This window comes from Flavobacterium rakeshii (genome assembly GCF_009741375.1).
Taxonomy (GTDB): Bacteria; Bacteroidota; Bacteroidia; order Flavobacteriales; family Flavobacteriaceae; genus Flavobacterium; species Flavobacterium rakeshii.
Window position 1 is genome coordinate 38819 of sequence record NZ_WOWP01000026.1, and the last position, 25743, is coordinate 64561.

General features: G+C 35.0%; 29 protein-coding genes and 1 tRNA gene. 20 read left to right on the forward strand and 10 right to left on the reverse strand.

Features of this window, described 5'->3' with window-relative positions; all coding sequences use genetic code 11:
• Positions 1–6: 6 nt before the first annotated feature.
• The 13 genes from nhaC to GN157_RS08890 all read left to right on the forward strand — a co-directional run bounded on the left by nhaC (position 7) and on the right by GN157_RS08890 (position 12678).
• On the forward strand, positions 7–1473 hold the full coding sequence (gene nhaC, locus GN157_RS08830) for a Na+/H+ antiporter NhaC (protein WP_157483047.1): 1467 nt from the start codon (positions 7–9) through the stop codon (positions 1471–1473).
• Between the two features lie 113 nt (positions 1474–1586).
• Positions 1587–2225, forward strand: coding sequence for a peroxiredoxin (locus tag GN157_RS08835; protein WP_035130936.1), 639 nt, complete (start codon positions 1587–1589; stop codon positions 2223–2225).
• A gap of 18 nt (positions 2226–2243) precedes the next feature.
• On the forward strand, positions 2244–2558 hold the full coding sequence (locus tag GN157_RS08840) for a thioredoxin family protein (protein WP_157483049.1): 315 nt from the start codon (positions 2244–2246) through the stop codon (positions 2556–2558).
• Positions 2539–2799 (forward strand): DUF6952 family protein, encoded by a 261-nt coding sequence (locus GN157_RS08845; protein WP_157483050.1) that lies wholly within the window; start codon positions 2539–2541, stop codon positions 2797–2799. The genes GN157_RS08840 and GN157_RS08845 overlap by 20 nt, the downstream gene beginning before the upstream one ends.
• Before the next feature lie 126 nt (positions 2800–2925).
• On the forward strand, positions 2926–3444 hold the full coding sequence (locus GN157_RS08850) for a helix-turn-helix domain-containing protein (protein ID WP_449404248.1): 519 nt from the start codon (positions 2926–2928) through the stop codon (positions 3442–3444).
• Between the two features lie 120 nt (positions 3445–3564).
• Positions 3565–4062, forward strand: coding sequence for a thiol peroxidase (gene tpx, locus GN157_RS08855; protein WP_157483054.1), 498 nt, complete (start codon positions 3565–3567; stop codon positions 4060–4062).
• A gap of 12 nt (positions 4063–4074) precedes the next feature.
• A complete protein-coding gene (locus GN157_RS08860) occupies positions 4075–4443 on the forward strand; it encodes a diacylglycerol kinase (RefSeq protein ID WP_157483056.1) in 369 nt (122 codons plus the stop codon).
• Between the two features lie 43 nt (positions 4444–4486).
• Complete coding sequence (locus GN157_RS08865) at positions 4487–6988, forward strand: DNA translocase FtsK (protein WP_157483058.1); 2502 nt, start codon at positions 4487–4489, stop codon at positions 6986–6988.
• A gap of 1 nt (position 6989) precedes the next feature.
• Complete coding sequence (locus GN157_RS08870) at positions 6990–7634, forward strand: LolA family protein (RefSeq protein ID WP_231749101.1); 645 nt, start codon at positions 6990–6992, stop codon at positions 7632–7634.
• An 8-nt stretch (positions 7635–7642) separates the two neighbouring features.
• A complete protein-coding gene (locus tag GN157_RS08875; protein ID WP_317163531.1) occupies positions 7643–9118 on the forward strand; it encodes an LptF/LptG family permease in 1476 nt (491 codons plus the stop codon).
• A 1-nt stretch (position 9119) separates the two neighbouring features.
• Positions 9120–10253, forward strand: a complete 1134-nt coding sequence (gene ribB, locus GN157_RS08880) for a 3,4-dihydroxy-2-butanone-4-phosphate synthase (RefSeq protein ID WP_157483061.1) — start codon at positions 9120–9122, stop codon at positions 10251–10253.
• Positions 10254–10399: 146 nt separating this feature from the next.
• Positions 10400–10484, forward strand: a tRNA-Ser gene (locus GN157_RS08885).
• Positions 10485–10662: 178 nt separating this feature from the next.
• Complete coding sequence (locus GN157_RS08890) at positions 10663–12678, forward strand: BCCT family transporter (protein WP_157483063.1); 2016 nt, start codon at positions 10663–10665, stop codon at positions 12676–12678.
• A gap of 55 nt (positions 12679–12733) precedes the next feature.
• Here the strand turns inward: GN157_RS08890 and GN157_RS08895 are convergent, their stop codons facing one another.
• The 3 genes from GN157_RS08895 to GN157_RS08905 all read right to left on the reverse strand — a co-directional run bounded on the left by GN157_RS08895 (position 12734) and on the right by GN157_RS08905 (position 15491).
• Entirely contained in the window at positions 12734–13900 is a 1167-nt protein-coding gene (locus GN157_RS08895; RefSeq protein ID WP_157483065.1) for an iron-containing alcohol dehydrogenase, read from the reverse strand.
• A 69-nt stretch (positions 13901–13969) separates the two neighbouring features.
• Positions 13970–14848, reverse strand: coding sequence for an AraC family transcriptional regulator (locus GN157_RS08900; protein ID WP_157483067.1), 879 nt, complete (start codon positions 14846–14848; stop codon positions 13970–13972).
• 19 nt (positions 14849–14867) lie between these two features.
• Positions 14868–15491, reverse strand: a complete 624-nt coding sequence (locus GN157_RS08905) for a helix-turn-helix transcriptional regulator (RefSeq protein ID WP_157483069.1) — start codon at positions 15489–15491, stop codon at positions 14868–14870.
• 193 nt (positions 15492–15684) lie between these two features.
• Between GN157_RS08905 and GN157_RS08910 the strand changes: the two genes are divergently transcribed.
• The 7 genes from GN157_RS08910 to GN157_RS08940 are packed head-to-tail and all read left to right on the forward strand — an operon-like array spanning position 15685 to position 20121.
• Positions 15685–16299 carry a superoxide dismutase gene (locus GN157_RS08910; RefSeq protein WP_157483070.1) on the forward strand — a complete coding sequence of 205 codons (615 nt, stop codon included), beginning with the start codon at positions 15685–15687 and terminating at the stop codon, positions 16297–16299.
• 38 nt (positions 16300–16337) lie between these two features.
• The gene (locus tag GN157_RS08915; RefSeq protein WP_157483071.1) at positions 16338–16841 is read left to right on the forward strand and encodes a DUF2480 family protein; all 504 of its coding nucleotides are present in this window, start codon (positions 16338–16340) and stop codon (positions 16839–16841) included.
• A gap of 27 nt (positions 16842–16868) precedes the next feature.
• The gene (locus GN157_RS08920) at positions 16869–17444 is read left to right on the forward strand and encodes an NADPH-dependent FMN reductase (RefSeq protein ID WP_157483072.1); all 576 of its coding nucleotides are present in this window, start codon (positions 16869–16871) and stop codon (positions 17442–17444) included.
• A gap of 51 nt (positions 17445–17495) precedes the next feature.
• Positions 17496–18314, forward strand: a complete 819-nt coding sequence (locus GN157_RS08925) for a universal stress protein (RefSeq protein WP_157483073.1) — start codon at positions 17496–17498, stop codon at positions 18312–18314.
• Positions 18315–18357: 43 nt separating this feature from the next.
• A complete protein-coding gene (locus GN157_RS08930) occupies positions 18358–19410 on the forward strand; it encodes an NAD(P)/FAD-dependent oxidoreductase (protein WP_157483074.1) in 1053 nt (350 codons plus the stop codon).
• Between the two features lie 12 nt (positions 19411–19422).
• On the forward strand, positions 19423–19746 hold the full coding sequence (locus GN157_RS08935; RefSeq protein WP_157483075.1) for a 2Fe-2S iron-sulfur cluster-binding protein: 324 nt from the start codon (positions 19423–19425) through the stop codon (positions 19744–19746).
• A gap of 24 nt (positions 19747–19770) precedes the next feature.
• Complete coding sequence (locus GN157_RS08940; protein ID WP_157483076.1) at positions 19771–20121, forward strand: 4Fe-4S dicluster domain-containing protein; 351 nt, start codon at positions 19771–19773, stop codon at positions 20119–20121.
• Between the two features lie 56 nt (positions 20122–20177).
• Here GN157_RS08940 and GN157_RS08945 read toward each other — a convergent pair whose 3' ends face one another.
• The 7 genes from GN157_RS08945 to GN157_RS08975 all read right to left on the reverse strand — a co-directional run bounded on the left by GN157_RS08945 (position 20178) and on the right by GN157_RS08975 (position 25490).
• A complete protein-coding gene (locus tag GN157_RS08945; protein WP_157483077.1) occupies positions 20178–21149 on the reverse strand; it encodes an alpha/beta hydrolase in 972 nt (323 codons plus the stop codon).
• 154 nt (positions 21150–21303) lie between these two features.
• Entirely contained in the window at positions 21304–21531 is a 228-nt protein-coding gene (locus GN157_RS08950) for a tautomerase family protein (RefSeq protein WP_157483078.1), read from the reverse strand.
• Between the two features lies 1 nt (position 21532).
• On the reverse strand, positions 21533–21931 hold the full coding sequence (locus GN157_RS08955; RefSeq protein WP_157483079.1) for a (R)-mandelonitrile lyase: 399 nt from the start codon (positions 21929–21931) through the stop codon (positions 21533–21535).
• A 67-nt stretch (positions 21932–21998) separates the two neighbouring features.
• Complete coding sequence (locus GN157_RS08960) at positions 21999–23222, reverse strand: NAD(P)-dependent alcohol dehydrogenase (protein ID WP_157483080.1); 1224 nt, start codon at positions 23220–23222, stop codon at positions 21999–22001.
• Positions 23223–23226: 4 nt separating this feature from the next.
• Positions 23227–23730, reverse strand: a complete 504-nt coding sequence (locus GN157_RS08965) for a cupin domain-containing protein (protein WP_157483081.1) — start codon at positions 23728–23730, stop codon at positions 23227–23229.
• A 202-nt stretch (positions 23731–23932) separates the two neighbouring features.
• A complete protein-coding gene (locus GN157_RS08970; RefSeq protein WP_157483082.1) occupies positions 23933–24529 on the reverse strand; it encodes a DapH/DapD/GlmU-related protein in 597 nt (198 codons plus the stop codon).
• A gap of 82 nt (positions 24530–24611) precedes the next feature.
• Positions 24612–25490, reverse strand: a complete 879-nt coding sequence (locus GN157_RS08975; RefSeq protein WP_157483083.1) for a helix-turn-helix domain-containing protein — start codon at positions 25488–25490, stop codon at positions 24612–24614.
• Positions 25491–25743: the final 253 nt, after the last annotated feature.

Here is a 25743-nt window from a genome sequence, read left to right on the forward strand (position 1 = left end):
CACTTCATGAATAACATACCGGATAAGATTACCAAACAAATAAGCCTTACCCAGGCATTAATTCCAATAATACTACTTGTCGGCTTTTTAGCAGTAAACGTTTACATTTTTGAGAGTGACGCCATTAGTGGTTCCAATCAGTTTGTTTTATTAATGGGCGGAGCTTTTGCTGCTATTGTTGGGTTTATCAACAAAGTACCTTATGAAAAGATGCTTAATAAAGTATCTAAAAACATCAAATCTACAGCCGGAGCCATACTCATACTTTTACTGGTAGGATCACTTTCGGGCACGTGGCTTGTTAGCGGTATTGTCCCTGCTATGATTTATTATGGACTTAAAATTTTACATCCCGAAATATTTCTTCCTGCCTGCGTAATCATCTGTTCTATAATATCAATAGCTACCGGTAGTTCATGGACTACTTCAGCTACAATTGGTGTTGCTTTAATAGGAATTGGAAACACCATGCATATTAATGCAGGTATGGTAGCCGGAGCTGTTATCTCAGGAGCTTATTTTGGTGACAAGATGTCGCCACTTTCAGACACCACTAACCTTGCACCTGCTATGGCAGGAACAGACTTGTTTACCCATATAAAATATATGGCTTATACCACCGTGCCTACCTATTTAATTACACTAATACTGTTTATTATTTTAGGACTCACCCAGTCAGCAGACGGTAGTGCTGAAAACACCCAGGCAACACTTATTGCCATTAAGGAAAGTTTCACTATCAGTCCGTGGTTATTTGTAGTACCCGTAATAGTAATTGCACTCATTGTCAAAAAAACCGAACCGCTTATCGCTTTATTAATAGGCACACTATTAGGCGGGCTATTTGCTTTAATATTTCAGCCTGAGCTAGTTGCTAAAATTGGTGGTGGTGAAAAATTGAATTTCATTTCAGGGTATAAAGGAGTAATGAATTCCATTACCATAAGCAGCACAGTAGAAACTTCAAATGAAACCCTTCAGGATTTGTTTGAATCTAAAGGTATGGTGGGAATGCTTCCTACAATATGGCTAATTATATGTGCCATGGTATTTGGAGGTATAATGGAAGCTATTGGTGCTCTAAAAGTTATAAGTAATGCAATGCTAAAAGTTGCCAATGGTATTTTTGGGCTTTTTGCAAGTACTGTAGGGAGTTGCGTTGTCTTAAACATTACAGCTTCAGATCAATATTTAGCTATTGTCGTTCCAGGTAAAATGTTTGCCGAAGCCTACAGGGAAAAAGGATTAGCTCCTGAAAACCTTAGCCGTGCACTGGAAGACTCGGGTACTGTTACTTCAGTACTTGTACCATGGAATACCTGTGGTGCATACCAGTCGGGAGTACTTGGTGTACCTACCCTTACCTATTTGCCATATGCCTTTTTTAATATACTAAGTCCTATAATGACGCTTACCTTTGCGGCTCTTGGTATAAAAATCAGAACGTTAGCCGGAAAACTGCGTTCAACATAAGTATTCTCTATATTTCAATAGGGATAAATGATGATGTTAGCTATAACCAAAAGCTATTAAGATCTATTTTTGCAACAAATAAAATTTATAAACCATAAAAATTAATTAATAGTATGTCTTTAGTAGGAAAAAAATTCCCAAACATTACAGTTGATGCTATCTCAGAGATGGGTGACAACCTTAAAATCAATGTATTTGAAGAAGCTGTAAACAATAACAAAAAAGTACTTTTATTTTGGTACCCTAAAGATTTCACTTTTGTATGCCCTACAGAACTTCACGCTTTCCAGGCTGCTCTTGGTGAGTTTGAAAAAAGAAACACTATCGTAATTGGTGCTTCTTGTGATACTAACGAAGTTCACTTCGCTTGGTTAAACACTCCAAAAGCTAACGGTGGTATTGAAGGTGTTACTTACCCGCTTATCGCAGATACTAACAGAAACCTTTCAAGCATTCTTGGTATTCTTGATGTTGAAACTGCAGGATACAATGAAGAAACTGACTCAGTTTTACTTGAAGGTTCTAACGTAACTTACAGAGCTACTTACCTAATCGATGAAACAGGAAAAATTTTCCACGAAAGCGTAAACGATATGCCTCTTGGTCGTAACGTAAACGAGTACATCAGACTAATTGATGCTTACACTCACGTACAAACTAAAGGTGAGGTTTGCCCTGCAAACTGGGAAGAAGGTAAAGAAGCTATGACTGCAGACCGTAACGGTGTTGCATCTTACCTAAGTGTAAACTAATAAATATTTGACGAAGCCATGTTACAGGAACTTGAAAAAGACAATCTTGCAGAAATCGTATCGGCTGAACCAATTGTAATAGTACAATATTCAGCAGGATGGTGTGGTAACTGCAGAATCATGAAGCCGAAATTCAAAAAAATGGCTTCAGAGAATGAAAATATAACGTTTGTATTAGCTGATGCCGAGAACTACCCGGAATCAAGAAAACTAGCTAAAGTAGACAACCTGCCTACATTTGCTACTTTCAAAAACGGAAGCCTTGTAAACCAGGTACAAACAAACAAGTTAGACGTATTAACCGATTTAGTCAATGAAGTTACCAGTAATTAAGCATTTAACGCAATTTATAGAAGATAACGATCAGGATTACATAATTGAAACCCTGGACGTACTTGAGGCACTAACCGAAGTTCCTTCTCTTAAGGATGAAGAACTTGATGTAATTGGAGAGCTTATCTCTAACATGTATGGAGCCCTTGAGGTAAATAAATTAGTTAAAGAAGGTATGGATCGTAAAGAGGCATTAAACACATTTATGTCGCGTGTTCTCGGTGCGATTGACAAAAATTAGGTTTATCATAATTTGGATAAATAAGCGCTTCCTGGAAACAGGGAGCGTTTTTTATTTACATTTGTTTAAATATTAAACTACACTATGCAACTCTATATAAAAAATATGGTTTGTAACCGCTGTATCATGGCGGTTAGAACTGAACTCGAAGCCATAAAAGCTCCTGTAAAATCAATAGAACTGGGAGAAGTAACTATAGATGGTGATTTATCTCCCTCACAATTACAACAACTGGAAGAGTCACTTACGCGCTTAGGTTTTGAAATAATTAATGATAAGAGAAGCAGGCTTATTGAACAGATTAAAAATGAGATAATAGCTCTTGTACATCATTCGGGAGAAACCCTTAATCAGAATCTTTCATTCTGGCTCGCCGAAAAAATGCATTATGACTATACTTACCTTAGTAACCTGTTCTCTGATATTGAAGGCACAACTATCGAAAAATATTATATAGCACAACGTATAGAGAAAGTAAAAGAGCTTTTGGTTTATGATGAAATGTCTCTTAGTGAAATTGCCGATAAAATGGGGTACAGCAGTGCAGCTTACTTATCAAGCCAGTTTAAAAAAATAACAGGCTTCACCCCTACTCATTACAAATCAATAAAAGAAACCAAACGTAAAAAAATAGACGAGCTTTAGTCTTTAAACAGTTAGCTTAAAATAGTTTTTTTATACTCTTAATGTATTTATAAAACTACAAGCACATCTTCTTCTTATAATATATTTTCTTACTTTTGTTAGCTAATCAAATCTATTAAAATGGCTAATATAACTTTAGGAGGAAATCCGATAAAAACATCGGGCGAGCTGCCTCAAAACGGTACAGTTGCACCAGAATTTACACTTGTAAAAGCAGACCTTTCACCAGCTTCACTTGCTGACTTTAAAGGTTCTAAGTTAGTACTTAACATCTTCCCTAGTATTGATACAGGAACATGTGCTACATCTGTAAGAAAATTTAACGAGCAGGCCGCTTCTCTTGAAAACACAAAAGTACTTTGCATTTCACGCGACTTACCATTTGCTCAAAAGCGTTTTTGTGGTGCAGAAGGTCTTGATAATGTAATTACACTTTCTGATTTTAAAGACGGGACTTTTGGAAATAACTATGGCCTTACAATTGCAGACGGACCTCTTGCAGGATTACACTCGCGTGCTGTTGTAGTATTAGATGAAAACGGTAACGTAAAATATACTGAACAGGTTTCTGAAATTGCAGACGAGCCTAATTATGAAAATGCTCTTGCAGCACTTTAATAATTCTCTTTAATGAAGGACAACAGGTTTATTAGCGGCAGGATTAAAAGCTTTACCTATGCTTTTAAAGGTGCCTGTAAACTTATAGCCACCGAACATAGTATAATGGTACAGGCATCTATTGGTGTACTGGTAACCATAGCAGGGTTTTATTTTGAAATATCTGCTACCGAATGGCTTTTCCAAACTATGGCTATAGGGATGGTTTTAAGTGTAGAGGGACTTAACACTGCTGTCGAAAAAATAGCCGACTTCATTCATCCGCAATATCACGAAAAGATAGGATTCATAAAAGACATTGCAGCCGGTGCCGTATTTTTTGCGGCACTTTGTGCTGTTATAGTAGGCATAATAATTTATTACCCTAAATTTTTCTGCTGATTTAAGGTTTTATTCTATTTTTACAAGTAGATCAAGTTTATAAATGGCAAAAAGCAACAAAAAAAATACCGATAAAAAAGAAGCTAAACCTGCTTCAGAAAAAAAGAAATTTCAACTGTCAAGATCCCAAAAGGTTTTGTTGGGAGCACTGTTTTTCCTTTTTTCCATAGCATTGTTACTTTCATTTGTTTCCTATTTCCTCTATGGTGATTTTGACCAAAGCGGACTTACGGTTTTAGGTGACAGGCAGGAAAAAGTATATAACTGGCTGGGTAAGTTTGGTGCTTATCTTGCAGATTTATTTTTATACCGTGGCTTTGGTGTAGCATCGTTTATTTTTATTCGCTTTTTCTTTTTACTTGGCTCTTATCTGGTATTAGACTTACCTGTAAGCAAACTTAAAAAAACACTTTTCTGGGATTTATATCTGGCAATAATACTATCTGTCTTATTCGGTTTCTTCAATAGCTATCTTCCTCAATTAGGAGGAGTTATAGGGTATGAAATAAACCTTTACATGCAGGACTATCTTGCTAAAACCGGTACATTACTAGTTTTAATTTTTGGTTTGGTTGTATTTCTTATTCTTAGAATTAAAATCTCACCCGACGCTATTAAAGCTTACTTTGAAAAAAGACAACAGGAAAGAGAAGCCGCCGAAGAAGAAAGAAAACTTCAGGAAATGGCTGCCGAACAGGCAGAAAGCAATTTCACTGCAGCTCCACTCCCAACTAATAATAGTACAGTTTCGGATGAACCTGAGTATGACGAGGAAAATGACCCTGAACTTGAAAACATTCAATTAAAAACTACTGAGACTAAGTCGGCTTTTGAAATCGACAAAGAATCACTAAAACCTACCATCAGCCATTCTTCAGAAATCAACCTTAATCCTAGTGTTAAGGAAAAAGAACCTGAAGCTACAGATGACGATACTATTAAAACCGATGACGATACTTTTGTTATTGAAAAATCGGCAGAGGAAGATGTGGTAGAAGAAAATCTGGCATCAAAACTGGTGGCCGATTTTGGAGAATTTGACCCTACCCTAGATCTTTCAAATTATCAATCACCTTCTATCGAGCTATTAAAAGAATATTCCTCTGGCGGTATAACCATCAATCAGGAAGAGCTTGAAGAAAATAAGAACCGAATTGTAGATACACTTAAAAACTACAAAATTGATATAGCGCAAATAAAAGCCACAGTAGGTCCTACTGTTACCTTATATGAAATTGTACCCGAAGCAGGTATCAGGATTTCAAAAATCAAAAACCTTGAAGATGATATTGCGCTGTCATTATCAGCTTTAGGTATTCGTATTATAGCCCCTATCCCTGGTAAAGGTACTATTGGTATTGAAGTACCTAATAAGAACCCTACTATGGTATCTATGAAAAGCGTTATCGCTTCTCCTAAATTCCAAAATGCCGAAATGGAACTACCAGTAGCATTAGGTAAAACCATTTCAAACGAAACATTTGTAGTAGACCTTGCAAAAATGCCTCACTTACTTATGGCTGGTGCTACGGGTCAGGGTAAATCGGTTGGTTTGAATGCTTTACTTACCTCGCTACTATACAAAAAGCATCCCGCAGAGGTGAAATTTGTATTGGTTGACCCTAAAAAGGTTGAGCTTACCCTTTTCAATAAAATAGAAAGACACTACTTAGCAAAACTCCCTGATACGGAAGACGCTATTATAACTGATAATACTAAAGTTATCAATACATTAAACTCTTTATGTATTGAAATGGATAACCGTTACACTCTCTTAAAGGATGCAATGGTTAGAAACATTAAAGAGTATAACGATAAATTTAGGCAGCGTAAACTAAATCCGGAAAACGGACACCGCTTCCTGCCTTATATTGTACTGGTTGTTGATGAGTTTGCCGATCTTATTATGACGGCAGGTAAAGAGGTAGAAACCCCTATTGCACGTTTGGCTCAGCTGGCACGTGCTATTGGTATTCACCTTATCATTGCAACACAAAGACCGTCGGTTAACGTTATTACAGGTATCATTAAAGCAAACTTCCCAGCAAGGATTGCCTTTAGGGTAACTTCTAAAATTGACTCACGTACTATTTTAGACAGCCAGGGTGCCGATCAGCTTATTGGTCGCGGTGATATGCTTTACACGCAGGGTAACGATTTAACCCGTGTACAATGTGCGTTTGTTGATACCCCTGAAGTAGAAAAAATAACCGAATTTATAGGTTCTCAAAAAGCTTACCCTGATGCTTACCTTCTACCTGAGTACGTAGGCGAAGAAAGTGGCACTAATCTTGATAATGATATATCTGAAAGAGATGCAATGTTCAGGGAAGCGGCCGAAGTTATTGTTACAGCACAACAAGGTTCGGCGTCATTGCTTCAGCGTAAATTAAAACTGGGTTACAATCGTGCCGGAAGGCTTATAGACCAGCTGGAAGCAGCAGGTATTGTAGGTCCGTTTGAAGGCAGTAAGGCCCGTAATGTTTTAATACCTGACCTAACAGCTTTGGAGCAATTTTTTAAGAATGAAGAAAACAACTTTTAAAATGTACAAATTAATCAGGGTAATAATAGTATTTTTTATCACCTTTTCACTTAGCGCACAAAACTCTCAAAAAGCAAAACAATTGCTGGATGACGTATCTTCTAAAATTAAAGGATACGATAATATCGTTTTTGATTTTAAGTACAGTTATACTAATCCAAACAGTAACCTAAACCAGGAAACAAAAGGAAATGTTTGTATGCAGGGAGATTTGTATATTTTAAACTTTATGGGAATTACCCGTATTTTTGACGGTAAAAAAATATATAACATTGTTCCTGAAGATGAAGAAATAACAATTTCAAGCTACGATAGTGAGAAAAAAGATGATCTTACTCCGTCAAAAATGCTTACATTTTTTACTTCAGGATACAAATACTCTTGGGATATACTACAAAACGTAAAAGGGCGTAAAATACAATACGTTAAACTAAAACCTACTGAGGCAAAAGACAATGTTAAAGAGATACTTATAGGTATTGATATCCAAACAAAACATATTTACAACCTTATTGAGGTAGACGACGATGGCGGTAAAACTACATTTACCATAAATTCTTTTAAAACTAATCAGCCATTGTCAAAAAATCATTTTACCTTTACCGAGAGTAAATATCCTAATTATTATATTAATAGATTAGACTAGTTTTTCCGGTGAAAATTTTAGACCGCTATATCCTCAAATCGTTTATAACGACATTTGCCACTGTATTTATAATCCTGTTCTTTATATTTATATTACAGGGTGTTTGGCTGTTTATTGCCGAATTAGCCGGGAAAGATCTTGGTGTTTGGCTGGTAATAAAATTCCTTTTGTTTTATTCTCCAAAAATGATTCCGCTTGTACTCCCCCTATCCATATTGCTGGCGAGTATAATGACTTTTGGTAGTTTTGCCGAGAATTATGAGTTTGCTGCCATGAAATCGTCCGGTATTTCATTAGGGCGTGCCATGAGAGGACTTACCATTTTTATCATTTCTCTTAGTATTGTGGCATTTATTTTTGCTAACAATGTTATTCCAAAGGCAGAATATAAGTTTGTTAACCTAAGAAAAAATATTATCCAAAGACAACCTGCAATGGCTATTGCTGCCGGTCAGTTTAATGCTATTGGCGATGACTTTAATATTAAAGTTAATAAAAAGGATGGTGAAAAAGGCGAACAGTTAACAGGCGTCACTATTCATAAAAGAAAAAAAGGCGAAGAATATGCTACGATAATCAAAGCCGAAAGGGGTTTACTTACAAGTACTGAATCATCTAACCTGCTTCAATTAGAATTGTTTGACGGGTATTACTACGAAGAACTGAAAACTAAAAACATAAAGGATGAGAAAAAAATGCCTTTTGCAAAAAGTACTTTCAGCAAGCAAGTAATGAATATTGATCTTTCCATGCTTAATAAAAACAACATGGACGAAGAGCAAATTTCACAAACAAACAGCATGCTTAATATCAGTGAACTGAATTACACTCTTGATTCTCTTCAAAACAGCTATACTAAAGAAACACAATCAATTCACGACAATATAGTAAAGCGGACTACAAACACACTTTCACGTGAAATAAGCACTTCTGAAAGAGATTTGAGCAATCTTGAAAAAGAAAGAGATACGCTTAAAAAAGATAAAAGTAACTTATTGAGCTTACTTACAACTTCAAAAAAACAAAGAATACTGGATATTGCTACAAATAATACCACGAGCAACATCACCATAATTAAAAACAGTAAAGCTGCTCAAAATGAAAGAATGAAAAACATAAATAACCACTGGCTGGCTTTCTTTGAAAAGTTTGTTATTGCCTATGCCTGTATATTAATGTTTTTTATTGGTGCTCCACTTGGTGCAATTATCCGTAAAGGAGGAATTGGTCTTCCTATTGTTTTTGCCGTTATCATATTTATAATTTTCCACTTTATAAATACATTTGGTAAAAAACTGGCTCAGGAAAACGGTATACCTCCGTTTTTAGGTTCCTGGATGTCATCTTTTGTATTGACTCCGCTAGCCATATTACTTACTTACAGAGCTACCAATGATATTGGTATGATAAATATGGATTCTATAATCCATCAAATAACTAAACCTTTTCAAAAATTATTTAAGTTAAAATCAAACGAAGAATAAAATGTCTGCCGAAAATATAAAACTAAATACTATAGAAGAAGCTATAGAAGATATTCGCAACGGTAAAGTAATTATTGTTGTAGATGATGAAGACAGAGAAAATGAAGGCGATTTCTTAGCTGCTGCCGATAAAGTTACTCCCGAAATGATAAACTTTATGGCAACACACGGTAGAGGCCTTATATGTACTCCCCTAACCGAAAAACGCTGTAAGGAGCTTAATCTTCATGCTATGGTAACTAATAATACCGACAGTATGGAAACTGCTTTTACAGTATCTATAGACTTAAAAGGTAATGGTGTTACAACAGGTATATCTGCACACGACAGAGCCAAAACTGTTGAGGCATTAATAAAGCCGGAAACAAAACCGTATGATTTAGGTCGTCCCGGGCACATTTTCCCTCTTATAGCTAAAGAAGGTGGCGTATTAAGGAGAACAGGTCATACAGAGGCTGCTATTGACTTTGCGAGGCTTGCAGGATTTAGTCCGGCTGGTGTTATTTGCGAAATAATGAAGGAAGACGGTTCTATGGCCCGACTGCCTGAATTATATGAAGTAGCTCAAAAATTTGACCTTAAACTGGTTTCTATTGAAGATCTTGTTGCTTACAGAATGCAGCATGATAGCCTTATCCAGAAAAAAGAGGATTTTGAGGTTGAAACCCGTTTTGGAACCTATAGATTAAGAGCCTATCTTCAAACAACAAATAAGCAAGTACATATAGCTTTAACTAAAGGTAGTTGGAATAAAGGTGAACCTGTACTTACAAGAATAAACTCTACACAGGTAAATAACGACATTTTAGGCACTTTAACAAACGATGCCGACAGAAAGCTTGATAATATGTTTAAACGTATTAACAAGGAAGGAAAAGGCGCTATTTTGTTTATTAACCAGGAAGTCCAACCATCTGAACTTTTAAATCGTATTAAAGAATTAAAAGAATTGCAGTCACAAGGTGTAAATAAAGCTCCTCAGGTTAAGATGGACGTGAAGGATTTTGGTATCGGTGCACAAATTTTACATGATATTGATATCTCAAAAATACGATTACTAACTAACTCTGCACAAACAAAACGTGTAGGTATGATAGGCTATGGCTTAGAAATAAGCGAGTATGTTGAATATTAAGAAAAATATTTTTTTCTTAACTCAAAGGAAATGAAAGGCTTAAAAAATAATGCGATTTTTTTTTATTTTTTTTACCTGAAATGTTTTTGAAAACCGGAAAAGCTTTCTATATTTGCACCGCAATCAGGGAATGAGAGCGACATACTGGAGAAATGGCAGAGCGGTCGAATGCGGCGGTCTTGAAAACCGTTGACTGTAACAGGTCCGGGGGTTCGAATCCCTCTTTCTCCGCAAAAGTTTCAAATGAAACTTAAATCAAAACCTCAAAGTTTAACTTTGAGGTTTTTTGTTTTTAATCTAGTCCTTCCATAGGGGGTGCATCGTTCCCAATCAGTAATAGCAAATTTTATTCTTGATTATTACATTTAAAATTATTAATTTATTCTTTCCAAAAAAAACGAATCACCCCATGATAAAACTCCCCAGGCTTAGAACCACATTTAATAAAGGTGTTACTCTCCCCAGTTTACTTTTTATAATTTTTATAACGCTACTATCTGCTATTTACCCTCAACTAACTGAAAATGCTTTAAACGTTATAAAAGGTTTCATATTTGTTAATCTTAACTGGGTATATGTTTGGGCAGTTACCATATTTGTAATTTTCCTTGTTTACTTAATGTTCAGTAAATATGGTAATATTAAATTGGGAAAAAATGACAGTAAACCTGAGTATAGTTTTTTCTCTTGGATTTCAATGCTTTTTGCTGCAGGTATGGGGATAGGACTAATGTATTTTAGTGTAGCCGAGCCAATGCAACATTATTCTAACGAAATATTTTCAGGAAGCCATTATATTAACAGGGCAAAAAACGCTCAGTTATACACTTTTTTCCATTGGGGCATACATGCATGGGCAATATATGGAATAGTTGGCTTATCGCTCTCCTATTTTGCTTACAGGTACAGGTTGCCTTTATCTCTAAGAAGTTGTTTTTATCCTTTACTAAAAAACAAGATAAACGGAAAACTGGGTAATGCCATTGATATTTTTGCTCTATGCAGTACTTTTTTCGGTATCACTACAACATTAGGGTTTGGTGTGGTACAAATTAACTCAGGACTGCAAACATTAAATATAGTATCAGATAATAGTTTTACCAATCAAATTCTAATTGTAAGTATACTGGTTACTATTTCTATTATCTCTGCTGTTGCCGGAGTTAATAAAGGAGTAAAACTATTAAGTAATATCAATATAATTAGTGTAATTATTCTTTTACTGTTTGTTTTGTTATTAGGACCAACCGTATACCTATTAGGTAGCTTTACCGAAGGTATAGGTAACTACATTAATAACTTTTTTAATCTAACCTTTAGTACTCATGTTTATGAAGAGGAAACACTGCCTTGGTTTTACAATTGGACAATTTTATACTGGGCATGGTGGATATCATGGTCACCTTATGTTGGCTTATTTATTGCTAAAATTTCAAAAGGGCGAACAATAAGGGAGTTTATTTCTGCTGTACTTATCCTTCCTACTCTATTCAACTTTATCTGGATGTCGGTTTTTGGCAACAGTGCCATATGGTTTGATTTACATAATGCCAAAGGAGCTCTTAGCAGACTTGCCGATAATCCTGACGCATTAATGTTTCGCTTTTTAGAATACCTGCCCTTCCCTGCTATTGTGAGTTTTTTAGTCATTGCTATTATAATCATATTCTTTGTAACCTCTGCCGACTCGGGAATATTTGTAATGAACAGCATCGCTACAAAAAACGCAAAAATTTCTCCAAAATGGCAAACTGTATTATGGGGATGCCTGCTTGCAGTGTTATCGCTTTTCCTACTAAATGCCGGAGGATTAAAGGCTTTACAAAGCATGACATTAATAACTGCATTACCTTTTTCGGTTATTATAATATTGTTTATGATAAGCCTTACTAAAGCACTAACAATAGATCGTAATTATTATGATCGGGAATTTTCGGTATCAACTGTTTCCTGGTCTGGGGAGTTTTGGAAAGAGCGCCTAAAGCAAATTATCTCATTTAATGATAAAAACACTGTCGATGATTTTATAGAAACAAAAGTAAAACGTGCGTTCATTGAGCTACAGGAGGAGTTTAACAGCAATGAGATTGAAACCAAAATAAATGAGTATGAAAATCCAAAGAGAGTTGAAATTGAAATTCACTATGATATAGTAAATAACTTTATTTATGGTGTAGAAAACAAATCAAGAAGTGTTTCTGAATATCTTATTAATGAAGATAACTTACCTGATATAGATGAAAACAAAACCTTTTATCCTTATGCATACTTTGGAGATGCCCGTGAAGGATATGATGTTAGACTGTTTACAAAAAATGAATTAATCTCTGATGTATTAAAACATTACGAAAGGTTTATTGAAATTATAACCGAACAGAAAAACGAAATGTTTATTAGTAGTAATAATAACCAAAAAATGAAATAGATTTAAACAGAAAAGCCGGGCTAAGCCCGGCTTTTTAATAGTAAGAATTAAAGTATTACTTTAAAACCTCTGTTTGTGCATAAACAATTCCCTCGTAACAAGCGTTGTAAATTTCTTTTAAATCTTCTACACTCGGAACTCTAGGGTTAAAGCCGGTACAAGGATCTATTAAAGCGTTGTTTGCAATGTAATCCAAGTTCTTTTCCCAATTCTCTCTTGTAATACCAAACTCACTTATTGATGAAATGTTATTTACATTTTTCCTTAAACCTTCAATTGCCTGTGCAAGCTCTTCAGCCGTTTCTAAACCTATAGCTTTTGCTATTAGCGGATATTTATTTGTAGCAGCTGCATTAAACCTAATAACGTTTGGAAGGAAAATAGCATTAGCACAACCATGAGGTATACCATACAATGCCCCTACCTGGTGAGATAAAGAGTGTACAATTCCTAACCATGCATTATTAAATGCTAATCCGGCCATAAAAGATGCATCGTGCATGTTTTGACGTGCTTTAATATTATCGGGGTTATTAACCGCTTCTTCAAGGTTATTAAATACTATTTCAAGTCCGCCTTTTGCAAGTACATCTGCATAATTATCATCTATATTAGATACAAATGCCTCCACGCAGTTTGTTAAAGCATCTAAACCGGTGTTTGAAGTAACATGTGCCGGCATAGAAGCGCAAATTTCACCGTCTACTATAGCAATATCCGGAGTAAGCTCATAAGATACTATAGGATACTTAACACCTTTATCCCTATCAGTTATTACAGCAAGCCCGGTAGTTTCTGTACCTGTACCGCTTGTAGATGGTATAGCGATAAACTTAGCTTTATTTCTTAATGTTGGTACACTAAATGGTTTGATAAGACTGTCAAATTCAATATTTGGATATTCATAAAATATCCACATGGTTTTTGCGGCATCTATAGCAGAACAGCCTCCTACACCTACAATCCAGTCTGGCTGAAATTTTTTCATTACTTCAGCACCTTTTAAACAGGTTGCAGATGACGGGTCTTCTTCAACACCATCAAATATTCTTGATTCAACTCCGGCTTCTTTTAAAAAGGCAACTGCTTTTTCTAAAGTACCATTCTTTTTCATTGACTGTCCGCCTGTAACTATTACAGCTTTGGTACCTTTTATGTTTTTTAATTCAGAAAGACTTCCTGCACCATGAAACACCTCTCCTGCAATAAATAATTTGCTCATAATAAAATTGATTTTTAAATATGAAGCAAAGGTATATTACGGCTATAAGAGCATAGTATACAAACAGGACTACGCGTTATAAATTTGCGCCAATCCCTGTTGTAGCTCAGTAGGAGTTTCGCTTAGTTTTGCTTTCACAAATTTATTCAATGCAGAAGGGGAGCTAAAACCTAAATCAAAAGCAATTTCTTTATGTGAATAATCTGAAAATAACAACTGACGCTTTATCTCGGTTAATATACGGTTATGAATAGCATTTATTGCCGTTTCTCCACAATGCTTTTTGGTTATATTATTTAATTTTTTTGTAGTAATTGATAATGAATCAGCATAATACTGAACCGTTCTTTGCTTTTTATATTGACTGTTTAAAAGCTTTTTAAAACGAATATATATTTGTTTATCGACCTCATTATGCATTAATGGCTGCTGACCATGAACCGCCTCTATTAACCCCAAAAGCATTATCTTGATGTAAAAACGAGCCTGTTCTTTTTTAATAAGGCTTGGATAATTATAAATATCCTGAATTTGTGCAATTAAATTCAGGTTACTTTTAAACTCATCTTCAGTAAGTAATATACAGTTAAGCAACTGCGAAAGATTAACATTGTAGGAACTAAGTTCATTTTTTAATATATCAGAACAAAACAATACTTCTTCAAAAAGTATTATTTTACCGGCAAGGTCATCACTGGTATCACTTATATACTGAACCTGATCTGGGAAAACAATTGCTACTTTACCAGCTTTTAAAAAGTGAACCTTTTCTTCTATATGTAAAGTAGTTTTACCTTTTTCTATAATAAATATACAGAAATGATCTTTTTTATGGGGTACTGAATACTCTTTTAAAGAAGAAGAATTAAACTCAAAAACCCTAAATGAAAGGTTCTTATCTGATGGTTTTTGAATAAAACCTTTTAAATCAATTTTTTTAATGTTCATGCTACATCTACCTCTTTCACTATATTTCCTTAATCAGATAAGTACATCTGTCACCTCCACTTACAATATGTTGTTTTCTTTCAACAGAAAACTTTTCTCCAAATAACTGTTGGAAATTTTTTAATTCTGATTTACAAAAACCCTGACATTGAGTGGCAGCAGCACAAATAGGACAATGATTCTCAATTAGCAAATAATCTTTACCCTCTTTCTTCCATTCTGCCATATACCCTTCCTCTGTTCTTTTTTTAACTACAACAGAAAGTTTTTCCTCTATAGAGTTTGTTTTTTGGGTAGCCTTTTCATATTTACTGTAAACATTAGCCTCCCTATCGTTTATTAATAAATCGAGAGCATTTTCACCAAGCAGCTTTTTTATAGACTGTAATAACTGTACTGTGATTTCGGCATGAGTATCAGGGAAATTAGACAATCCCTTATCTGTTAATGAATAATAAGTAGAAGGTCGCCCTACTCCTTCACTCACAGCAGTAGATTTAATTAAGTTATCACCAGCAAGATTAACAAGGTGTTTCCTTGCTCCTTCTTTAGTAATACTCAATTCTTCTGCAATGCTTTGTGCCGTTACCTGCCCACGCATCTTTAATAACATCAATATTTTATCTGACGGAGTCTTTTTCATTTAGCAACAAAAAGTTGTTTTATATATATAAACTACAAATATACAAAATCATTATTAACTTCTATATTATGTAGATATAGTCATTAACATGAAAGTTACGGAATAAAATAATTAAAAAATAAAACAACTTTTTAGTTGTTTTATTAAAATCAATCTTATAATTTTGCTCATACAAAACGTAATACTATATATCATGAATAAATTTGAATTACCTACATTACCATATGCATATAATGCTTTAGAGCCTCATTTTGATGAAGAGACAATGACAATTCACCATCAACGTCACCATCAGGCATATGTGGACAATCTTAACAAGGCAATAGAAACAAACCAAAGACTGGAGCAAATAATGCCACAGGTAAGTAAGCTGAGTCCGGCAATACGCAATAACGGAGGCGGACATTATAATCACTCATTATTTTGGAAAATATTATCTCCGTCAGCTAAAACAGAACCAACAGGAAAACTGGCAGATGAAATCAATTCAACTTTTGGCAGTCTTGACAAACTTAAAGAAGAAATAAATAAAGCTGGGGTAACCCAATTTGGATCTGGCTGGGCATGGTTATATGTAAAGTATAACGGCACAATAGCTATTACTGCTACTGCAAATCAGGATAATCCTTTAATGGATACACAATTAACCGACAGAGGCCTACCAATACTGGGGGTTGATGTTTGGGAGCACGCCTATTACCTTAAATACAGAAACAAAAGAGCTGATTATCTTGATGCATTTTGGTCTGTATTAGATTGGGAAGCTGTTGAAAGAAACTACGAAGAAGCTCTTGCTAAAATTAAATAATATAAAAATTGTGTTTTTCACCCTTAGCCCTATCATAAATGACAAAAAATATTTTTATCAATAAAGTAGAGGCATCGGGTATTATAGCCCTGGACCTGATTGATTACAAACCCTCCATAATCGTAACTGAGTTTGATATAAAGAATTTGCTTTATATGAACTTAATAGTAAAAGAAAAGGAATTCAGGGCTTTACTTTCTCAAATGGACCTTACTCACTATCAGGGTAAAGCTATTGCCTTTATATGTTCTGTTGATGCTATTATTCCTCAATGGGTTTATATGTCGTTAGCAGAAAAGTTTGATGGGGTAGCTACTTATATCGACTTTAAGGACAAAGAGTCAATCATTGTTGATTTATGGAAAGAAAATCTCAGTAAGACAGATCTTTCCTCATATAACAATCAAAAAGTTGTTGTAAGAGCCCGGGAGGAAGTACCACCAGCTTTATACATGGCTGCCGCTTCTTTATTAAAACCTATTGTTAAAACCCTAATGTATGGTGAAATAGGTATGCCTAAAGTAATTTACAAACAACAATAAGCAATCTTTTATATAAAAACAGTATCAATGAAAGCACTTATATTTAACGGAGCTCTGGAAAGGAGATCACAATCAACGTCGGGTACAATTTCCTTATATCTTGAAGAAAAACTAAAAGAATATGGTATAGAAAGCACTGTATTTAATCTTGATGAAAGTGGGATACCCTTGTTTGATATCACTTTAACACGAACTCCTAAAGGAGCTGAGATAATGAACAGCCTTTTTAGAGAGGCCGATATACATTTTTGGCTAGCTCCTTTATATCACGGTAGTATACCGGGTGTAATGAAAAACTGTATTGACTGGCTGGAAATTAGCTCAAAAAGTAATCCTCCATACTTGACAGATAAAACCATAGGCTTAATATGTTGGGCCGATGGTGTACAGGCGATGCAGGGAATAAATACCATGGATGCAATCGCTAAATCATTACGTGCATGGCCGCTTCCGTTTAATGTTCCCATAACCCGAAATTTACTTTTTACCGAAGGTAATTCATATCAAATATCACAAACCTATAAAAATAAACTGGATCTTTTGGTTCAAATTGCAGCTACTAAAACGGTAGCCTCAAATCCGTTGGTTAACAAGCTATCGTGATTAGCAATACCCCCCAAACTTCTGGTGAAATATCACCTAAATTAAAATCTTATGACCATAGTTGCCTGTACTGATTTTTCTGAAATTGCAGAAAATTCGGTTAATTACGCAGGGATAATAGCCAAAATTACCGGCAGTAAACTTATCCTATACCATTCGTACACCCTACCCCTACATGTCTCTAATACTATTTTACCCGTTACATCATTCGAAAAGCTTATAAATAACACCTATCACAAATTAGAAAAAAGGGCTCAGTCACTTAGTAAGCTACATGATATAGAAGTTGTGGCAGAATGTTCTTTCTCAGGTTTTGAGGACCAGTTGGCCTTTTTAATAAAAAAATATCGTGCTACGTTACTGGTAATGGGAATGGCTCGTAAAAGTCTTGAACAGGACTTATTAGGCAACACCACCTCGTCAGTAATAAAAAATATAAAGATACCTGTATTTGCTGTACCCGGAGGAGTTGAATTTAACGAAGTAAAAAAAATACTTTTTGCCTGTGATACACCTCTTCTTGTTCCTCCTTCAATTTTAAAACGCATTAAAAAAACAGCTCAGAATTTAGGTGCCGAGGTGGAGATTTTAAGCATCGAAGAAGAACTTAACGAGCTGGAAGCTAATACTACCCCTAATGAATCGTTCAATAATACCGACACCTATCTGGAAGGTATTAATTACTATTATAAAAATGTTCGCTCCAATACTGTAATTGAAACCATAAAAAAAGAAATACAAAACATACAGGCAGATATATTAATAATGATGCCCAGGCAATATGGTTTTTGGGAAGCGTTAGTACATCGTAGCAAAACCCGAGTGATGGCTTCAGGCCTGTCAATACCTCTTTTATCCCTACCCGTATAAAAGCGCTCATGTATAAAAAATATATTCTTACTAAATTAAAATCATGATTGAAACAGATATTTTAATTATTGGCGCAGGGCCAGCAGGACTTTTTACTGTGTTTGAGGCCGGACTTCTTAAAATGCGCTGTCATATTATAGACGCTCTCCCACAAATAGGCGGACAGTTATCAGAATTATACCCCAAAAAACCAATATTCGATATACCTGGCTTCCCAAGTGTTTTAGCTGGTGGGCTAATTGATAATCTATATGAACAAATCAAGCAGTTTAAACCTGGATTTACTCTTAACGAGTATGCTATAAACCTTACTAAGATTGAAGAGAATCTTTTTGAAGTCACCACAAACAAAGGTACTGTTCATAGAGCAAAAGCAATAGTTATTGCCGGTGGTTTAGGAAGTTTTGAACCTAAAAAACCTTTAATTGACGAAATAAGTAGTTTTGAAGAAAAAGGTGTAAACTATTTTGTAAAAAATCCTGAAGATTACACCGGTAAAAATGTTGTAATCGCCGGAGGTGGAGATTCGGCTCTGGACTGGGCAATACATTTGTCTGAAATAACATCATCACTTACACTTATACACAGAAGGAATGAGTTTCGTGGTGCTCTTGACTCAGTAGAAAAAGTAAGGTTATTAAAGCAAAAAGGGAAAATAAACCTTATAACTCCTGCCGAAGTAACACAGTTACATGGAAATGAAACTCTTGAAGCAGTTTCAGTAGAACATGAAGGAGAAACAAAAACCATAAAAACAGACTATTTTATACCTCTGTTTGGCTTAGTGCCAAGGTTAGGACCAATAGCTAACTGGGGACTTGAAATAGAGCGCAATGCAGTAAAAGTAGATAATTCGACTGATTATAGTACTAATATCCCGGGCATATATGCTGTAGGTGATATTAATACTTATCCACACAAAATGAAGCTTATTTTATGTGGTTTCCATGAAGCTGCAATGGCATGCCAAAGTATTTATCAGCGTTTAAACCCCAATAAAAAATTTGTATTAAAATACACAACCGTAAGTGGTATTGATGGTTTTGACGGAACCCGAAAAGAAGCCGAAAAACAAGTAGTAGCCAGTATTGATTAATTATTTTGACTGATGAAAAATGAAATCATAATCACTGTTAAGGATTTAAAAGGCAAACATCATATACTGCACTGCCCTACTGATATGGGATTTACGCTAAAAGACATGTGTGTTGCCTATGAACTGCCTATGGAAGCTGTTTGCGGAGGTATGGCAATGTGTGCTACCTGTCATTGTTATATACTTAATGATATAATAGGAATACCTCAAAAGAATGATGCCGAAACAGCATTACTATCTGAAGTAATGACTACTACTGCAAACAGTAGACTAGCTTGCCAAATTCCGTTAACAAATGAGATGAACGGGCTTTATATTGAAATAGCGAGTGAGTAATTTTTATTTAAATTCAATTATAAAATGGCTATAAAAATAACTGATGACTGTATAAATTGTGGAGCATGTGAACCAGAATGTCCTAACACAGCGATTTATGAGGGAGCTGACGACTGGCGCTATAAAGATGGTACTACATTAAAAGGAAAAACTACATTACAGGATGGTGTAACTATAGATGCAGAAAGTTTTCAGGAAGCACTATCTGACGATATTTATTATATAGTACCCGGTAAATGTACCGAATGTAAAGGTTTTCATGATGAACCGCAATGTCAGCTGGTATGTCCGGTAGACTGTTGTGTGGATGATCCGGAACATAGAGAAAGTGAAGAAACACTTCGTGATAGACAGGCTTTTCTTCACAAAGAATAAAATAAAAAACAAGTGGCAACCTAAGGGTTGCCACTCAATAAATTCTTACTTAAAGATTACAGGTTATCATTAAAGAATGTTACCAGTTTATCAAATGGTATATAATCTTTACTTCCACCGTCATATAAATCTGTATGCACTGCATCAGGGATAATCATTAATTCTTTTGGCTCAGCGGCTGCTTTGTAAGCATCCTGACTAAAGTATAAAGAGTGTGCATTTTCACCTGCTATTAAAAGTGTTGACCTTGGAGAAATTTCATTAATATACGTTAAAATAGGCATATTCATTAATGATAGTGGCGTAGTTACCGTCCATGAACTATTAGAGTTTATAGAACGTGGATGAAAACCTCTGTCAGTTTTATAATAGTCAAAATAGCCTTTTACAAATTCCGGCTCATCACCTTTAATTTCACTAGGTAATCCCTGAGGAGCCAAAGCCGGTGTTCCGTTTTTGGCATCTTCCCAACGTTGTAAACTCATTTGTTCCAACATTTGGGTGCGCTGCTCTGGTGTTGTTGAATCAAAGTAGCCTTTTGCATTAACCCTGGACATGTCATACATACTGGTTGTAGCAACAGCTTTTACTCTTTTATCTGCTGCTGTAGCATTAAGGGCAAAACCACCAAAGCCACAAATACCTATTATACCCAGTTTATCTCTGTTAACATTTTCCTGTAAACCAAGAAAATCTATAGCAGCACTAAAATCCTCAGTATTAATGTCGGGAGAAGCTACATTACGGGGCTCACCACCGCTTTCACCTGTGTAAGAAGGGTCAAAAGCTAAAACAGCAAAACCATTTTGTGCCATAACATTAGCATAAAAACCTGAAGCTTGTTCTTTAACTGCTCCAAACGGACCACTAATTGCTAATCCCGGCAAAAGTTCGTTTCCTTTTTCTTTTGGTAAATAAAAATCACCTGTTAATGTAATTCCATATCTGTTTTTAAAAGATACTTTATTACGAGTAACCTTATCACTTAGGTTAAAAGTATATTGCTCTGTTTTTTCTGTATTACTCATAATTATTTTATTTTAATTTCAAAGTTTTTACTATATCAATTTGATAGTACAAAGTTCGGTTAATCAAATACTTAATGAGTTACCATATTTACTTAACTTTTTACCTATATAACTGAATATTAAAACTCTAAATAAAATCAATTCTTTTCAATTTCTACATTTCGTACCCCGGAGCCTTGTACAGAATATCTGTTCTTTTTTTAATGTCTACCGGGTATACTTTGTTTTTCCATTCTTCAAGAGAAAAGTCTTCAATTGTTACCGAATAGGATTCTTCACCAAACCCTATAACACCCTGAGCTGCCTTAACAACTTCTTCCGCCAGTTTTTGTTTCTGCTCTTCGGTTTTCCCTTCTAAAAGCTTAATTTGAAAATGAGGCATATTACTTAGTGTATTGTTCGTTAGATACTTTTTCCATCCAGGTTACAACCTCTCCGTTTACTTCTTCCTGTATAGCAATATGACTCATTGCTTTGTTAGGAGAAGCTCCGTGCCAGTGTTTTTCGTTTGGAGCAAACCATACCACATCTCCGGGACGTATTTCCTCTATTGGACCTCCTTCTCTTTGTACCCATCCTAAACCCGATTGTACAATTAAAGTTTGCCCTGCAGGGTGAGTATGCCAGGCGGTTCTTGCTCCGGGTTCAAAGGTTACTAATGCTCCAGCACCTTTTGTTATATTTTCTTTTTGTCCAAATAAAGGATCAATTCTAACTTCTCCGCTAAACCATTCATCTGGCCCTTTTACAGAGGCCATAACTCCGTTTTTTATAATTTCCATATATCTTATTTATTATTGTTAAAAAATTAACGCAGACATAAAGTCTGCGTTAGTATAAAAGAATCTATTAAAATGTTGCCGCATCGATTACATAGCGATAGCGGGCTTCTTTATTTACAACTTTATCCCAGGCATCATTGATTTGATTTGCTTTAATAACCTGAATTTGGGGGCGAACACCATTGTCTGCACAATAATGTACTACCTCTTGTGTTTCAGGAATACCTCCAATTAAAGAAGAGTTAAAGTTTACACGTGAGCTGGCAAGGGCAATGTTACTAACATTAATATTAAACCCTTCTGGCATACCTACAAAAGTAAATGTACCGAAAGGTTTTACACACGATACATATGGAGCTACATTAAACTGGTATGGAATTGTAGAAATCATGTAGTCCAGTTTTTTTCTGTAAGCCTGCAGATTTTTAAAATCTTTATCTACAACTATCACTTCCTTAGCACCGAATGATTTAATGTCGGCTACTTTATCTGGTGATGTTGTGAATGCATATACTTCAGCTCCTTTAGACACAGCAAGCTTAACAGCTAAATGTCCTAAACCACCAATACCGGCAACTCCTACTTTATCGCCAACTTTAAACTGTGCTCTCATTAAAGGAGAATAAGTTGTAATACCGGCACAAAGTAACGGCACAGCCTCTTCAAAGCTTATGTGCTGAGGTATATGTACCGCAAAATGATCTCTTACAACTATTTTATTAGAATAACCTCCTTGAGTAATACCTGTAGGCTCTGCCTGTGAAGGATAGCCATAAGTAAATACAGTTTGTCCTTTATCACAAAGGTGTTCTTCACCATGCGTACAACTGTTACACTCCATACAACTGTCTACCATACAACCTACACCTGCCCTGTCTCCAACTTTAAATTTGGTAACATTTTTTCCTACAGCAGCTACAATCCCAACTATTTCATGACCGGGAACCTGAGGGTAAACCTGTTTTCCCCAATGTCCTTTTTCCTGATGTATATCGGAGTGACATATACTTGCAAATTTGATATCTATTAAAATATCATCATCACCTACTGGTCTGCGTTCAAATTCAAACGGACTCAGCTTTCCTGATTCATCAGTAGCAGCATATCCCTTTGTTTTAATATTTTTAGTAAAATCTGTCATATCAGTTAAATCTAAATTATTATTTACATTATCGGCTGCAAAAGCTTCCATTTTGCTACCAAGCATTACTCCCGCTCCAGCCATTGCCGAACGTTGTAAAAAAGATCTTCTGGTGTGTTTTCCTTCCTGATTTTTATTCGTTTCTTCCATAAAGTTAGTTTTTCACATTATTATATTGTTCATCAGTAACTGCTTCCATCCATTCCACAATACCTTTCTCGGTATTAGGTACTATATACATTTGTTGTAAATCACTATCTTTACTTGCTCCGTGCCAGTGTCTAACATTAGGCGGACACTTTACAACATCACCTTTATGCATTACTTCAACAGGCTGCCCTTCTATTTGATGATAACCTATACCATCTGTAATTATTAATATTTGCCCTCCCGGATGTGTATGCCAGTTACTTCTCGCTCCAGGCTCAAAATATACATTCCCTACAAGTGTGGTATAAGTTGAGTCCATAGGAACAAGTCCATAGTTATAGGCATTTCCCGTAAAAAAATCAGGTGAACCTTTCTCTCCCTGAGGAAAAATAAAATCTGTCTTTTCTATTGTGTTATCTTTCTGTACTATAGGGTTTTCCTTCGGCTTATTGTTGCAGGCCACAGCAGTAGAAATTAAAGCTACTACACATATTACTTTTTTGATCATAATTAAGTATTTACAAAGTAAAATCTTTCTTTAAAAAACATAACTAATTGATTTTCACACAAATTTACTAAGCTAGTATCAGAAAAAATTATATTATACAAACCAAAAAGTAACATTATCAAACTTTTACAGTTACCAATGCCTTTTTTTAAGCCAGATGTTATTTAACTGTTTATTAAGAATTAACCTGATGCTTAAAACATTATTCCAAAGGAATATCTTTAATAATTTTAGCAGGAACTCCTCCTACTAAAGTGTTTGGCTGGACATTTTTATTTACAACAGCTCCGGCTGCAATAACAGAGTTCTCACCAATTGTAACTCCGGGTAAAATTGTAGCTGCCGCGCCTATCCATACATTATTTTTAATGATGACTTTAGCCGGGACCATTACATTACGTTTGGCGTAAGGTAACGGATGATTCTCTGAAGTTATGGTTACTCTTGGCCCAATCATTACATTATCTTCAATAACAATCCCTCCCAAGTCCAGAAAACTGCAGGCATGGTTAATAAATACGTTTTTACCTAATACTATATGTTTACCAAAATTGGTATGAAAAGGAGGAAATAATGTTGTAGAAGAATCAATATGCTTTCCTGTTATTTCTTCAAGAAGTAAACGAATATCTGACTTTGCAGTAGTATTATTAAGTTTTGATAAAAGAGAAAAAGTAATCTCAACCTGTTCAAATATATGTTTATACTCCGGATCATTTATAGGCACTGATTCCCCTTTAAGTAAACGATCAAAAATTGTAATTGAATTTCCGGTTTCATTACCTGTAGTATATCCCATATTTTCGATTTATTAAATATCACAAAATTATAGGTACTCCATATGATTCCGGTAATGATAATCAAATTAAAAATTAAACTATTCAAACCTGTTCTAAACGAATAGTTTTAGGGTTTGTTCCGGTTTGCTTTTTAAAAAAATTATTGAAGTAAGTAGGATATTCAAACCCTAAGGCATATCCAACTTCACGAATATTCCAATTAGTATGTTGAAGTAAAGCTTTTGCTTCTGTCACAATACGTTCGGAAATATGAACCGAAGTAGGTTTACCTGTTATCTCTTTAACAGCTCTATTTAAGTAATTTACATGAACAGATAATACATCAGCATAATGTTGAGGGGTCCTTAACTTTAAAGGCATATCAGGAGTTTCAATTGGAAATTGACGTTCTAAAAGCTCAAAAAAGACAGATGTTAAACGAGATGTAGCATTTTTATGCTGATCGAAATTAACCGAAGGTTCTATTTTCATAGCTTCATGCAAAATAAGATGGATATAATTCCTTATAAGATCATCTTTAAAGGAATAGTCAGTTTTTTGCTCTTCAAGCATTTTTATAAAAATACTATTGAGAAACTCCCTCTGTTCAGAGCTTATTTTTAATACAGGTGTACCTCCCAATTTAAATAAAGGTGACTGCAATATACTTTCTGAACGCTCTAAAGGTTTAATAAATTCTTCCGAGAATAAACAGGTATAACCTACATAAGTAGTAGATAAGGTTTCCCATGAATATGGAATATGAGGATTTCCAAAAAATAAAATTGTGTCATCGGTTTCAAAACTCCTGTCAGAATAATGAATCTTACTTCTACCGGTAGTTAAACAGATTTTATAAAAATCCTTACGACTGTATATTTTTGTGGCACTATCGTCCTGTTCAATACGAAACACATTAAAACCTTTCAGCTTTAATTCATTATTAAATCCCGAAACACTACGTACAATCTTATCCTTCATATAACAAAGTTAAGAAAATCAAAACACACTATGAAACAAAAAATCCCAGCTTTGCAGGGATTTTTAACAAACTACTAAATTCTATGATTCTATTTATTCATGGGCAATTTTTATTTAATTAATATTTACGCTAATTCTTTTTTACAATAATAAACTCCGATCGTCTGTTTTGAGCGTGTTGCTCTTCAGTACAGTTTTCTTTACAGTCTACTTTAGGCTCGCTCTCACCATATCCCTGTCCGGAGATACGCTC

What these genes read in the sequence shown, in the direction of transcription:
- GN157_RS08925 (WP_157483073.1), top strand. Translation starts at nt 17,496, where the DNA reads ATGACCATAGTTGCCTGTACTGATTTTTCTGAAATTGCAGAAAATTCG.
- GN157_RS08845 (WP_157483050.1), top strand. Translation starts at nt 2,539, where the DNA reads ATGAAGTTACCAGTAATTAAGCATTTAACGCAATTTATAGAAGATAAC.
- GN157_RS08970 (WP_157483082.1), bottom strand. Translation starts at nt 24,529, where the DNA reads ATGGGATATACTACAGGTAATGAAACCGGAAATTCAATTACAATTTTT.
- GN157_RS08890 (WP_157483063.1), top strand. Translation starts at nt 10,663, where the DNA reads ATGATAAAACTCCCCAGGCTTAGAACCACATTTAATAAAGGTGTTACT.
- GN157_RS08935 (WP_157483075.1), top strand. Translation starts at nt 19,423, where the DNA reads ATGAAAAATGAAATCATAATCACTGTTAAGGATTTAAAAGGCAAACAT.
- GN157_RS08840 (WP_157483049.1), top strand. Translation starts at nt 2,244, where the DNA reads ATGTTACAGGAACTTGAAAAAGACAATCTTGCAGAAATCGTATCGGCT.
- GN157_RS08960 (WP_157483080.1), bottom strand. Translation starts at nt 23,222, where the DNA reads ATGGAAGAAACGAATAAAAATCAGGAAGGAAAACACACCAGAAGATCT.
- GN157_RS08955 (WP_157483079.1), bottom strand. Translation starts at nt 21,931, where the DNA reads ATGGAAATTATAAAAAACGGAGTTATGGCCTCTGTAAAAGGGCCAGAT.
- GN157_RS08900 (WP_157483067.1), bottom strand. Translation starts at nt 14,848, where the DNA reads ATGAACATTAAAAAAATTGATTTAAAAGGTTTTATTCAAAAACCATCA.
- nhaC (WP_157483047.1), top strand. Translation starts at nt 7, where the DNA reads ATGAATAACATACCGGATAAGATTACCAAACAAATAAGCCTTACCCAG.
- GN157_RS08940 (WP_157483076.1), top strand. Translation starts at nt 19,771, where the DNA reads ATGGCTATAAAAATAACTGATGACTGTATAAATTGTGGAGCATGTGAA.
- GN157_RS08910 (WP_157483070.1), top strand. Translation starts at nt 15,685, where the DNA reads ATGAATAAATTTGAATTACCTACATTACCATATGCATATAATGCTTTA.
- GN157_RS08870 (WP_231749101.1), top strand. Translation starts at nt 6,990, where the DNA reads ATGTACAAATTAATCAGGGTAATAATAGTATTTTTTATCACCTTTTCA.
- GN157_RS08895 (WP_157483065.1), bottom strand. Translation starts at nt 13,900, where the DNA reads ATGAGCAAATTATTTATTGCAGGAGAGGTGTTTCATGGTGCAGGAAGT.
- ribB (WP_157483061.1), top strand. Translation starts at nt 9,120, where the DNA reads ATGTCTGCCGAAAATATAAAACTAAATACTATAGAAGAAGCTATAGAA.
- GN157_RS08835 (WP_035130936.1), top strand. Translation starts at nt 1,587, where the DNA reads ATGTCTTTAGTAGGAAAAAAATTCCCAAACATTACAGTTGATGCTATC.
- GN157_RS08965 (WP_157483081.1), bottom strand. Translation starts at nt 23,730, where the DNA reads ATGATCAAAAAAGTAATATGTGTAGTAGCTTTAATTTCTACTGCTGTG.
- GN157_RS08915 (WP_157483071.1), top strand. Translation starts at nt 16,338, where the DNA reads ATGACAAAAAATATTTTTATCAATAAAGTAGAGGCATCGGGTATTATA.
- GN157_RS08945 (WP_157483077.1), bottom strand. Translation starts at nt 21,149, where the DNA reads ATGAGTAATACAGAAAAAACAGAGCAATATACTTTTAACCTAAGTGAT.
- GN157_RS08930 (WP_157483074.1), top strand. Translation starts at nt 18,358, where the DNA reads ATGATTGAAACAGATATTTTAATTATTGGCGCAGGGCCAGCAGGACTT.
- GN157_RS08905 (WP_157483069.1), bottom strand. Translation starts at nt 15,491, where the DNA reads ATGAAAAAGACTCCGTCAGATAAAATATTGATGTTATTAAAGATGCGT.
- GN157_RS08950 (WP_157483078.1), bottom strand. Translation starts at nt 21,531, where the DNA reads ATGCCTCATTTTCAAATTAAGCTTTTAGAAGGGAAAACCGAAGAGCAG.
- GN157_RS08865 (WP_157483058.1), top strand. Translation starts at nt 4,487, where the DNA reads ATGGCAAAAAGCAACAAAAAAAATACCGATAAAAAAGAAGCTAAACCT.
- GN157_RS08860 (WP_157483056.1), top strand. Translation starts at nt 4,075, where the DNA reads ATGAAGGACAACAGGTTTATTAGCGGCAGGATTAAAAGCTTTACCTAT.
- GN157_RS08975 (WP_157483083.1), bottom strand. Translation starts at nt 25,490, where the DNA reads ATGAAGGATAAGATTGTACGTAGTGTTTCGGGATTTAATAATGAATTA.
- GN157_RS08850 (WP_449404248.1), top strand. Translation starts at nt 2,926, where the DNA reads ATGGCGGTTAGAACTGAACTCGAAGCCATAAAAGCTCCTGTAAAATCA.
- GN157_RS08920 (WP_157483072.1), top strand. Translation starts at nt 16,869, where the DNA reads ATGAAAGCACTTATATTTAACGGAGCTCTGGAAAGGAGATCACAATCA.
- tpx (WP_157483054.1), top strand. Translation starts at nt 3,565, where the DNA reads ATGGCTAATATAACTTTAGGAGGAAATCCGATAAAAACATCGGGCGAG.